10 protein-coding genes and 1 other annotated feature are annotated in these 11,360 nt (G+C 37.4%); of the genes, 4 read left to right on the forward strand and 6 right to left on the reverse strand.

Annotation, left to right across the window (positions count from 1 at the left end):
- Positions 1 to 226: 226 nt before the first annotated feature.
- The 3 genes from ACQKNZ_RS17835 to plsY all read left to right on the forward strand — a co-directional run bounded on the left by ACQKNZ_RS17835 (position 227) and on the right by plsY (position 1,619).
- Positions 227 to 448 carry a hypothetical protein gene (locus ACQKNZ_RS17835; protein WP_427660978.1) on the forward strand — a complete coding sequence of 74 codons (222 nt, stop codon included), beginning with the start codon at positions 227 to 229 and terminating at the stop codon, positions 446 to 448.
- Positions 449 to 654: 206 nt separating this feature from the next.
- Positions 655 to 915 (forward strand): hypothetical protein, encoded by a 261-nt coding sequence (locus ACQKNZ_RS17840; RefSeq protein WP_427660980.1) that lies wholly within the window; start codon positions 655 to 657, stop codon positions 913 to 915.
- Between the two features lie 125 nt (positions 916 to 1,040).
- Positions 1,041 to 1,619, forward strand: a complete 579-nt coding sequence (gene plsY / locus ACQKNZ_RS17845; protein WP_154310010.1) for a glycerol-3-phosphate 1-O-acyltransferase PlsY — start codon at positions 1,041 to 1,043, stop codon at positions 1,617 to 1,619.
- Positions 1,620 to 2,721: 1,102 nt separating this feature from the next.
- Here the strand turns inward: plsY and serA are convergent.
- Both serA and ACQKNZ_RS17855 read right to left on the reverse strand, forming a co-directional pair.
- Positions 2,722 to 4,308 carry a phosphoglycerate dehydrogenase gene (serA, locus tag ACQKNZ_RS17850; RefSeq protein WP_144541201.1) on the reverse strand — a complete coding sequence of 529 codons (1,587 nt, stop codon included), beginning with the start codon at positions 4,306 to 4,308 and terminating at the stop codon, positions 2,722 to 2,724.
- A gap of 38 nt (positions 4,309 to 4,346) precedes the next feature.
- On the reverse strand, positions 4,347 to 5,495 hold the full coding sequence (locus ACQKNZ_RS17855; protein WP_144541203.1) for a pyridoxal-phosphate-dependent aminotransferase family protein: 1,149 nt from the start codon (positions 5,493 to 5,495) through the stop codon (positions 4,347 to 4,349).
- A gap of 57 nt (positions 5,496 to 5,552) precedes the next feature.
- Positions 5,553 to 5,778, reverse strand: a binding site (T-box leader).
- Between the two features lie 370 nt (positions 5,779 to 6,148).
- Here ACQKNZ_RS17855 and ACQKNZ_RS17860 point away from each other — a divergent pair.
- The gene (locus ACQKNZ_RS17860) at positions 6,149 to 7,516 is read left to right on the forward strand and encodes an aspartate kinase (RefSeq protein WP_427660983.1); all 1,368 of its coding nucleotides are present in this window, start codon (positions 6,149 to 6,151) and stop codon (positions 7,514 to 7,516) included.
- 100 nt (positions 7,517 to 7,616) lie between these two features.
- Here the strand turns inward: ACQKNZ_RS17860 and ACQKNZ_RS17865 are convergent, their stop codons facing one another.
- From ACQKNZ_RS17865 to ACQKNZ_RS17880, 4 genes are all read right to left on the reverse strand, one after another.
- A complete protein-coding gene (locus tag ACQKNZ_RS17865; RefSeq protein WP_144541207.1) occupies positions 7,617 to 8,060 on the reverse strand; it encodes an SRPBCC family protein in 444 nt (147 codons plus the stop codon).
- 11 nt (positions 8,061 to 8,071) lie between these two features.
- Complete coding sequence (locus tag ACQKNZ_RS17870; RefSeq protein WP_427660985.1) at positions 8,072 to 9,034, reverse strand: GNAT family N-acetyltransferase; 963 nt, start codon at positions 9,032 to 9,034, stop codon at positions 8,072 to 8,074.
- 502 nt (positions 9,035 to 9,536) lie between these two features.
- On the reverse strand, positions 9,537 to 10,811 hold the full coding sequence (locus ACQKNZ_RS17875) for an MDR family MFS transporter (protein ID WP_427660987.1): 1,275 nt from the start codon (positions 10,809 to 10,811) through the stop codon (positions 9,537 to 9,539).
- A gap of 211 nt (positions 10,812 to 11,022) precedes the next feature.
- On the reverse strand, positions 11,023 to 11,340 hold the full coding sequence (locus tag ACQKNZ_RS17880) for a YbjQ family protein (protein WP_144541213.1): 318 nt from the start codon (positions 11,338 to 11,340) through the stop codon (positions 11,023 to 11,025).
- Positions 11,341 to 11,360 lie beyond the last annotated feature (20 nt).

An 11,360-nucleotide genomic window follows, 5' to 3' on the forward strand; every position in this document is an offset into this window, starting at 1 on the left:
AGGGCTATTTGTCATGCATAAAATAGTATATCATAAGATTAATAATAATTTTAGAGAAAAATATTGACATCCTATTAGCTGGTTTAGCAAAATATAGCCATCATTTCGGGTGTCTATTTTTATGTCTAAACCATTAAGTTGATTCCAGGTATGTATTGTGAAATGTTACACTTCAACTAACGGGGCAGTTTAGTTGAAGATGATATAATTAAGGAGACAAATGTAATTGGAGTGGAACGAATACAGAATGGATAAAATAAAACGCTATTTAACAGAGCGGAAAAAATCATATTTTTTAAATGCTACATTTTTTGTTTTAATATTTATTATTGTTATTTTTATATTTGGACCTCCGAGGTATTATGTTGTACCAATTTTATCCATGATAATAGGTAACGGTAGTGTGGAGTTTGTCGGATATAAGCTTTGGAAAAAAGATAAATTTTGAATTTATCTTTTTTGAACTAACGACGTGCTTTAGCAAAATATGACCATCATTTCGATGGCCTATTTTTTTGTTCATAACATTAAGTTGATCTCAGATATGTATTGTGAAATGTTACACTTAAACTAAAGCTTCAGTTTAGTTAAACAAAGACTAATTTAAAGAAGAGAGAATAAGTATACAGAGATATACAACTGGGGGGAGAAAAATTGAAGAAAAACGATAGAGGCACTTTATATTTTAATATGTCCATTGGTACACTAGGACTTCTCATTATTATTGTAGGATTATTCAAATATGTTCAAACCGTTGATGGGGATTCTTCATTTGCATTGTTAGGTTTTCCTTTAACAATGATTTACTTAAATTATCTTGAAGGGAAAGCTGGTATAAGTAAAAAAATATTATGGATTAAATCTATCATAGCGATTTCTTTACTGTTTATAATCTACATCTTCTTATTTAGCTAACGGGCGCTTTACTTCAAGAAGGAGTATGTTGAACTAACCCAGCAGGTAATGTAAGAAGGATTGCAGGAAATCATGTGCAATAAATAGAAATACTTACTTAACAAACTATGTAAGGAGATAATACTTTGAACATTTTAACTTTGATTCTAAGTTATTTAATTGGTTCAATCTCATTTGCTTTAGTAATCGGTAAAATATTTTATAAAAAAGATATTCGTGATTACGGTAGTGGTAATCTTGGTGCAACTAATGCTTATAGAGTTTTAGGCATAAAAGCAGGAGTAATTGTTGCAATTGCTGATATATTAAAAGGTACATTTGCTTGTTTACTTCCCCTAATACTTGGTTCTACAGTTAACCCTATTGTATCTGGTTTATTAGCCATATTAGGACACATATTTTCTGTTTTTGCTAGTTTTAAAGGTGGAAAGGCTGTTGCTACAGCAACTGGAGTTTTCTTGTTTTTGACTCCATCAGGTGTTTTTGTTGGTTTTGTTGTGTTTGTGTTAACTTTGCTATTTACTAAGTATGTATCACTAAGTTCAATGTTGGCTAGTATAGCATTATTCATTTACAGTCTTATATTTGAAGATAAAGTTATGATAGCACTTTCTCTACTAATAAGCTTATCAATAATCATTCTGCACAGACAAAATATAAAGAGAATTGTAAATGGAACAGAAAACAAAATAGTTGAAAATTAGTGTTTACTTGTTAAGCTAAAGGGCGTTTTAATTTAATATTCGCTTTCCAAAATTAATGTAATTACATAAGATTTTAAAGTTAATACCATAACATTGGGTTACCAACTATAATGTCACTAGACATTTTGAAACAATACGCCAATGATTTGCTAGAAGCTTGTCTAAATAGTCATCTATACTATTCTCCTAATGTATTGGTTCGTAATTTATTATTCATGAATAAATCCACACTACTACTCCCTTACCGCACTCCATGATTGGAGTGGCAGGCGGCGACTCGGGTGGGATCAGTGAGACAGATAAGACATCACTAACGACGCGCAAGCGGCGGTGATGGCTTATCGCTCACCCCACCGAAAGCGTTCGACTAAAGCGGAAATCTACCATTTATTGTTCATACATATCATATAAAATGTAGTGGATTGATTCTAATAATCATGTAATTTGTTCATGAATAAATCCACACTACTTCTCCCTTTACTTCACACTCCATGATTGGAGCGGCAGGCGGCGACTCGGGTGGGATCAGTGAGAAAGATAAGACATCACAGACGATGCGCAAGCAGCGGTGATGGCTTATCGCTCACCCCACCGAAAGCGTCCGACTAAAGAGGAAATCTACCATTTATTGTTCATACATATCATATAAAATGTAGTGGATCGATTCTCATAATCATGTAATTTATTCATGAATAAATTCACACTACTTCTCCCTTTACTTCACACTCCATGATTGGAGCGGCAGTCGGCGACTCGGGTGGGATCAGTAAGACAGATAAGCCATCACAGACGACGCGCAAGCGGCGGTGATGGCTTATCGCTCACCCCACCGAAAGCGTTCGACTAAAGCGGAAATCTACCATTTATTGTTCATACATATCATATAAAATGTAGTGGATTGATTCTAATAATCATGTAATTTGTTCATGAATAAATCCACACTATTTCTCCCTTTACTTCACACTCCATGATTGGAGCGGCAGGCGGCGACTCGGGTGGGATCAGTGAGAAAGATAAGACATCACAGACGATGCGCAAGCAGCGGTGATGGCTTATCGCTCACCCCACCGAAAGCGTCCGACTAAAGCGGAAATCTACCATCTTACAAATCAATTGGAGTTGCATCATATATATCTGCTAGTGCTTTTAATTTCTCAATTCCCTTCACTTCTACATGTTTGTCAATAGTAAGCATCATGATTGCATCACCACCGACCTCAGAACGTCCAACCTGCATAGTTGCAATGTTGATACCTTCCTCTGCAAGCAGCATACCTACACGTCCAATTGCACCAGGCTGGTCTTTATGACGGATAAACAATAAATACCCAGCAGGCACAACATCTACGATGAAATCATCTACACGAACGATACGTCCACCAAGTCCATTTAATAATGTACCAGAAACTTTTCTTGACCCTGTAGCAGTTTTCACTTCTACAGTAATGAGACTAGTAAATCCTTTTGATTTTGGAGTTTTTAATTCATTTACTGTTATTCCTAGACGATCCGCAAGGAACTTAGCGTTTACGTCATTAACAGATTCACCTAGTTTGCTTTTCAACAGACCTTTTACCGCATTGCGGGATAATGGTCGCGCATCAAAATTAGCGAGCTCTCCAGCATAAGTAATATTTATTTCTTCTGGAGGGCCTTCAGTTAAGTCGCTGAGAAATGAGCCCAACTGTTCAGTAAGATTGAAGTATGGCTCAATTTTTGCTAATACGTCTTTCGGTACAGAGGACAAGTTAACTGGATTTTTGACTATTCCTTCTGTTAAAAAGCTTACTACATCATATGACACGTCTATTGCTACAATTTCTTGTGCTTCTACTGTACTCGCCCCTAAGTGAGGAGTAGCGATGACCTGCGGCAATGTTAAAAGTTTATGTTCTACGAATGGTTCTTCTTCAAACACATCTAGTGCTGCTCCGGCAACCTTGCCTGACAAGATTGCATCGTATAAAGCCTCTTCATCAATAATTCCTCCACGAGCACAGTTGATGATTTGTACACCATCTTTCATTTTTGCAAATGCATCTTTATTAATGAGATGGCGTGTTTCTTTTAGTAATGGAGTATGTATGGTGATAAAATCAGCCGCTTTAATTACATCCTCAACCGTACCAAATTGCACACCTAGCTTTTCTGCTTTTTCGGGAGTTAAGAAAGGGTCATAAGCAATTACATTCATACGTTGACCTTTCGCACGAACCGCAACCTCTTGACCGATTCTACCAAATCCAACGACACCTAATGTTTTGTTCTTTACCTCTACCCCAATATAAGTTTTACGATCCCATTTCTTATTTTTCAATGAATGGAATGCTTGTGGAATCTTACGGGCAAGAGACATTAACATTGCAATAGTATGCTCAGCTGCAGAGTTTGTGTTGCCATCTGGTGCATTAACTACAATAATTCCGCGCTCAGTTGCTGAAGGTAGATCAATATTGTCTACACCCACCCCTGCGCGACCAATAATTTTTAAATTTGTTGCTTTTTCGATGATTTCACGGGTAACCTGAGTTTGACTACGTACAAGCAACGCATCGAATTCACCAATTTTTTCTGCTAGTTGATCGGGAGTTAAGTCTGTATCTACTACTATATTAAAGCCATCTGCTTCTCTTAATGGAAAAATACCATCCTCACTAAGTGGGTCACTGATTAAAATATTGTATGCCATGATCTTCTTCTCCTTTATCTTTGAAATGATTAAGTCTTTTATTGAGCCAAATAGACTTGCTGTGCTGCCGCTGTACCTTTTCCAAGCTCGATATTCTTACCTAGTTTCTTAAGAGCTACCTCAATTGCACTAATGATTTGTAACTGGTCTGCTGGAGAGCAATATCCCATATGCCCAATACGGAAAATTTTGCCGGTTAAATGCTGCTGACCTCCTGCTATAGAAATAGCAAATTCTTTTTTCAGAATCTTACGGAACTCCTCTGCATCAAAATCTTCCGGTTGAACCGCAGTAACTGTTGGAGAAGCATCTTCATCTGAAGTCAATAAAGGTATGTCTAATGCTTTGAAAGCAGCGCGTGTCATATCCTTCATTAGTGCATGTCGAGAATATACATTGTTTAGCCCCTCTGCTTCTAATAAACTTAAAACTTGCTCCAGCCCAAATAACAATGACAAAGCAGGTGTAAACGGTGTAGTATCTTTCAATAAATTATCTCTATATTTTTTTAGACTTAAATAAAATCTAGGTTGGTCGTTTTCTTCAATGACTTTCCAAGCTTTTTCGCTAGCAGCTACAAAGGTTAATCCTGCTGGAAGCATGAATGCCTTTTGAGAACCAGTTACCATTACATCGATTCCCCACTCATCCATTTTTGTTTCTACTCCTGCCACACAAGAAACTCCATCTACCACTATTAATGCATCTGAAACCTCTTGAACTGCTAAAGCTAGCTTATCAATTGGATTTAATACTCCAGTAGATGTCTCGCAATAAGTTGAAAAGACTACTTTTATTTCTGGATGCCCTGCTAGAAAAGCCTTTATTTCTTCAGGGTTTAATGCCTTTCCCCACTCAACATTCAATACGTGAACTTTAATGTTAAACGCTTCGCATATTTTAGTGAAACGATCTCCAAAGGAACCTGTTACGACAACAAGCACTTCCTCTCCTGGCTTCACGACATTTACAACTGCCGTTTCTAGTCCAGCTGTTCCACTCCCTGCAATAATGGCGACTTCTTGAGTCGTGCCAAAAACTTTTTTCAAGCCTGGAGCAATTTTCTTAAGCATATCCGAGGTTTCCTTGCCCCGGTGACCAATCATTGATTGGTTCATGGCTCTTTGCACACTTGGTGGAATTGGACTAGGTCCTGGAATACGTAAAATGGTTTGATCTTGAAGCATAATTTTTCTCCTCCTTATTTTAAAAAACAAAAAAGCTCTTCGTCCCCTACATAAAATGTAAGGGGCGAAGAGCTAAAAAACTCACGCGGTACCACCCAAATTTACTGCAAACGTTCTGCAGCCTCTTAGTTCATATGCTTAACGCGCATTCACGGATGAGCCTACTTTCTTCAGTTCACCAATTCAAGAGTGCTACTCCACATACGAAATCACTGATTTGCACCAACCATCAGCTCTCTGTAGATTTACAAAATGCAAAGCTTATCTCTGTCAAAATCGTTTAACGCTTATTGAATTAAACCTATCATACTTAGGTTATTTTCAGTTGTCAATATAGTTTGAAAACTTGGAAACGCTATCATTTTTTTACAACGCTTATAAACCTTGATATAAAGCTATTTTCAAAAATAAAAAAATATTTAATCATTCGTATTTATAATATTTTTTATGTTGTAATTTTGACGTTATTAGTAAAACGCAACCAAAACACGAACTATATTAAGTTGAAAAAATTAATCATACATATTATGAGTGATTATTTTAAAGAAATTAAGCCTTACATATTGACGTATAAGTTTAAAATTTGTACACTGTATAAAATCATTTGTTTTTTCCATAAATACAAACAAACATAAAAGTAAGGATTTGATGAGATGATCGTAAGTAAATTTGGAGGCACTTCAGTAGCTAGCGCAGAACAAATTAAAAAGGTCGCTAGCATCATAAAAGCTGATTCCAAAAGAAAATATGTAGTGGTTTCTGCTCCTGGCAAACGTTTCGAACAAGATCTGAAGGTGACAGACTTATTGATTAACCTTGCCTACGCAGCTTTAAATGGAGAAAATACAGAGCAATGCCTACACGCTGTAATAGACCGGTATAAGGAAATTGCGTTAGGGCTGAACTTAGAATTGCTCATTTGTGATGTGATTGAGAAGGATTTGCAATCCAGGCTTTCTATGGATTATTCAAATAAGGAATTATTTGTGGACTCTATTAAAGCCAGTGGAGAGGACAATAATGCCAAGCTAATTTCTACTTATTTCACTAGTATCGGGATCCCAGCAAGATATATGTGTCCTAAATCAGCAGGATTGGTGATTAATGACTTTCCAGAACGGGCGATTGCCTTGCCCGAGGCTTACGAAAATCTCCAAAATAACTTACAAAATACAGCAGAAGTAATTGTTTTTCCTGGATTTTTTGGCTTCACGAAGGATGGATTGCTCCGTACATTTGAAAGAGGGGGTTCAGATATAACCGGATCAATTTTAGCTGCATCCGTAAAAGCGGAACTTTATGAGAATTTCACAGACGTAGATTCTGTTTTTTGCGCCAACCCGAAGGTAGTGAACTGTCCAGTTGAAATCGAGGAAATTACATATCGGGAAATGCGCGAGCTTTCTTATGCGGGATTCTCTGTGTTTCATGACGAGGCATTAATGCCTGTTTATAAGGCTAAAATTCCCGTTTGCATTAAGAATACGAACAATCCATCGGCACCTGGTACGAAAATTGTTTCTTCCCGAAAAGTTAATCGTCGCCCGATTACTGGAATTTCCGCAGACAGTGGATTTTCTATTCTATATGTAAGTAAATATTTGATGAACCGGGAAATTGGTTTTGGGCGTAAGCTACTACAAATTTTAGAGGAAGAGCATATTTCCTATGAGCATACTCCTTCTGGGTTAGATGATATATCGGTTATCTTCCGAAGCCACCAACTGACACCTGAAAAAGAAAATAGAATCATAAAAAGGGTTACGGAGGAGCTGCATGCAGAGGATGCTCACTTCCGTCACGAGTTTTCCATGATTGTAATAGTTGGAGAAGGAATGAACAATAGTACAGGACTTGCTGCTAGAGCTGCTACTGCAATCGCTAGGACTGGTGCTAATATCGAAATGATCAATCAAGGATCATCGGAGGTCAGCCTTTCCTTTGGCGTTCATCAAAGCAATGAAAACAAAATTCTTCAAGAGTTATATCAGGAATTTTTTGCATCTGTAACAATAGGATAATTATTAAAATGACATCCGGTGAGCGTAGACAAAGTCTTAGTTTCAACATTGTCTACGCTTAAGCTTTGCTTTTAAATAAAGGTGTTCAAATAATTAATCCTTACAAATCTTCCTTGTATACAATTCCCTCTTCCAAATATATTTTAAGAAGCGTCATGGCCTCTCCCCATCCCACCGCACAGTTAATGCATGCTTTTATATCCTTGTCTGAATTGGAATAGCCCACTTCTTTCAACATAATAAGTGTTCCTTTTTGATACGGTTCTAATTTAAATTCCACGGTCGTGACCAACTCGCCCGGAGACCACTGGAAAACAAAGGATTCGTCCCTAACAGCTCTCAAAATTCTACCGCCATCCTCTAGTTCCAGCTTTTCCTGACCAAATCCATCCCATTTTAAGCGAATTTCCCCCGTGCCGTCTTGCTCCATATGAAGAGAAGTTTGATTGGTGAACCAAGCGTTCCAACCTTCTGCAGTTGAAAGAGTTTTATATACTTTATCTATACTTGCTTTGATATACGTTTGATGGTTAATTTCTGGCATCGCTTCTTCTCCTATAATGATTGTAATTGGGCAAGACCAACATGCTTTTCGTAGGAAATAATGGTCATTTTTTCGTTGAGAACCTTTTGTTTACCATTTCGAACATAGCCCATCTTTTCATATAAATAACAATTTCTTTCTTCTTGAAGAATTGTATCAAGCTCCCAGCTGTTCACCTCTGGATAAATCATTTCTAGACGTTCCATCACGTTCTGAGCCAGCCCTCTTCCCTGATAACTATCTAAAATATTAATCATATGTAATCGCATGATATTTGGCGCTGTTTTGTACACATGTACACTACCAGCTAATTTACCAGCCTCTAAAATCTTATAAAATGTCCCTTGAAGTAGGCGCTCATTGAATCTTTCAAAGCTTTGCAATGCAGGGGTTGTTTGATGATCCTCATATTTTGTATAAAGTGGTAAGAAAACTTGTTTTTGAAGTTCATATAGTTCTTCAGCATCTTCCATCTTTGCTTTTCTCAAGGAAATTTTCGATTCAATTATTTCAAAGACATTTTCTAATATGTGATAAGCGATAAACTCTCCTCGGTTAACCATTTCTCTAATTTCCTCTATAGTTGCCCATTTGGCATCTGCCACTTCCTCGTATTGAAGCATTAAATCCTCTATCTTCACGTTCTTTCTTATTAGGTAATTGTCATCAAAGCCTCTAGGAAATTTGACCGTAAATAAAATATCTGCCTGCTCCAAATCTATATCAATTCCTAGCTCTTCCTTTGTTTCTCGCACTGCTGCAATTTCAGTAGTTTCTCCTGTCAAAACTGAGCCTGCAGCTGCGCAATCCCACATATTCGGCCATCCCTTTTTCCATGGCTGACGTTTTTGAATCAAAAGCTGATCTTCATCATTCATAATCCAAACATGGACTACTTCATGAAATGTACCCTCCTCCATTTCTTCACCTCGAATATGAGTCATCCCTGTTCTCTCTCTAAAATTATTTAGCATGTCCCAAACTTCCATATTCCCACCAACCTTGTTATAGTTTAGAATAGTTTATCACAATTTTGTTGACCATCAATAACAAATATGATATATTATAGGTTGTTAACAATTTAGGTAGGACATAAAAGAGAAATCTGGCATTCTACTAACGTGTTTTTGAACATACTTATTCACACTGGAGCGACTATAGGGTCGCAAGGACGTAAAAGCAGGAAGGGTTTACGTTGCTTAGGTTAGAAGACAACCAGTGGAACAATTTACCGCGGCATTGAAAGCTTAAGTCTTTCATGGAAATTATTCCCCGAACATTCGGGATGAAATTTAAAAATTCAAAGATTATGTTTTACCTCATACAAAATCAAGGGCTGGTCTCCAATGGAGACCAGCCCTTGTCCAATTTATCGGAAAATGAAAAAGAGAGAGCGAAAAGCCCTCTCCTTCTCTTACATATTAGTGAAGGCTTATCTTCCTCGCTCTTACCACTATATAACAAGTACCCTTCAACTTAATTATTTTTCGCTTGTCTTTTATAATATTCCTTGAACGTAAGCAGATATATGAACCCACTAAGCAGTGCCAGTACTGCTAGTATAACAAACGTCCAAGTGAAACCGATCCAAGTAACAAGTGGTAAAACAAGCGGGGCAATTGTTCTGCCTATTGTGTATCGTAAGCTAGCTGCCGCAAAGTATTGACCCCGCATATCCTCTGGTGCAAGCTTTGATACAAAGCTTTCCTGCAATCCTACTGTAGCTAGTTCTCCTAATGTAAACACAGCCATAGCAAACAGGAAAACCCAGAAGTTCGCAGTCATTGGGAAGATGAGCATAGCAATAGCATATAAGAGCGACGAAAAAAAGAATACCTTGTGTTCTGGATATTTCGTCATCCAACGAGTTACAAACACCGTGAAAATGACTACTAATAAGCCGTTTTCAGATAACAGAATACCGAAAGAACCTTCTCCAGTAATTGTCCATTCCCTGCCAAATAAATTACCAAGAACCTGGACATCAATGGCATCCTTCATATAAACAGGAATAAGCATATCTAGCTGCATATACGTCTGCGCTAGCAAAATCCCAGCTATTATAAATAGGAAAAACACTTTGTCCTTTACTATCAATCCGTATGCCTTCACTTGGTTGAGCACTACTTGAACCCAGCCGTTTCCGCCACTTTCTTTTAACTGTTGTTTTAACTCATCTGGTAATGTTTCCTCCGTCAGAAAACGTAATGCTAAGCCTACTAAACAGAAGAGAATACCTGATACTAAAAGCAATAAGAAGCGATGATTAAAGAATAGGACTGCCCCTACTATCGGTCCAATTACGACAGATATATTAATAGATGTATAGAATACGGAAAAAACCGTACTGCGATCCTTTTCTGGCACAACATCAGCAACAATTGCTTGACTTGCCGGGTGATAAAATGAACCACACATACCTGCGATAGTGAAGGCTACGAAGCTAAGTGTCGGTGATTCATACCAAGGTGAATTGGCGAAGGCAAATAAAATAAAAGCAAAACCTTCTGCGGTTGCAGAAAAAAATAACATCGTCCTTCTACCAAATCGGTCCGCACAATAACCACCGATTAAATTAGCACCAACGGAAAATATTTGGGATATGACAAGTAGCAATCCTGCCATACTTGCCCCAAACTCATCCGCAAAGTATATAGCTAAAAACGGAAAGACCATCCAAAAGCTTAAATTACTAAAAAATTCACCAAATAAACGAACCTGTAAACTACGATTCCAATCTCTAATTCTCATGATGTTTACCTCTCAAATTATAAATTAAACGCTATCTCCCATATTATTTCGACATACGGAATAGATTTTTATATAGTTCTATAGTATTTTAAAAAATATAGCAGACTATATTCTATTATGTTTGATCTGATTTTATTAGGAAGAAAGAACTCGGCAAAAATAAAAAAGTCATAAACCCTAGGATGGGTTTACGACTTTTGACTGTAACCAATTAGTCTCTGTATGTAACGGCAGTTCCAGTTGCCACACACATCATCATGCCCTCACGGATTGTTTCAAAATCAAGATCTACACCAATTACAGCATTAGCTCCAAACTTGCTAGCAAGGGTCTTCATGTCCTCTATTGCAATTTCACGACCTTGGGATAATTTATTTTCATAGGCAGAGCTTCTACCTCCAACAATATCTGTAACTGAGGCAAAGAGATCTCGTACGACATTTGCTCCCATAATGGCCTCTCCAGACACTATGCCATGATACGTTTCAATTGTTTTTCCTTCAATAGTAGGCGTTGTAGTGACTAACATAAATACTCCTCCAATACATG

It is taken from the genome of Psychrobacillus sp. NPDC093200 (assembly GCF_050280345.1).
GTDB lineage: Bacteria > Bacillota > Bacilli > Bacillales_A > Planococcaceae > Psychrobacillus > Psychrobacillus faecigallinarum.

Excerpts from the sequence above, each read along its gene's own strand:
- ACQKNZ_RS17860 (WP_427660983.1), top strand. The coding sequence starts at position 6,149 with ATGATCGTAAGTAAATTTGGAGGCACTTCAGTAGCTAGCGCAGAACAA.
- ACQKNZ_RS17875 (WP_427660987.1), bottom strand. The coding sequence starts at position 10,811 with ATGAGAATTAGAGATTGGAATCGTAGTTTACAGGTTCGTTTATTTGGT.
- ACQKNZ_RS17855 (WP_144541203.1), bottom strand. The coding sequence starts at position 5,495 with ATGCTTCAAGATCAAACCATTTTACGTATTCCAGGACCTAGTCCAATT.
- ACQKNZ_RS17870 (WP_427660985.1), bottom strand. The coding sequence starts at position 9,034 with ATGCTAAATAATTTTAGAGAGAGAACAGGGATGACTCATATTCGAGGT.
- ACQKNZ_RS17865 (WP_144541207.1), bottom strand. The coding sequence starts at position 8,060 with ATGCCAGAAATTAACCATCAAACGTATATCAAAGCAAGTATAGATAAA.
- serA (WP_144541201.1), bottom strand. The coding sequence starts at position 4,308 with ATGGCATACAATATTTTAATCAGTGACCCACTTAGTGAGGATGGTATT.
- ACQKNZ_RS17880 (WP_144541213.1), bottom strand. The coding sequence starts at position 11,340 with ATGTTAGTCACTACAACGCCTACTATTGAAGGAAAAACAATTGAAACG.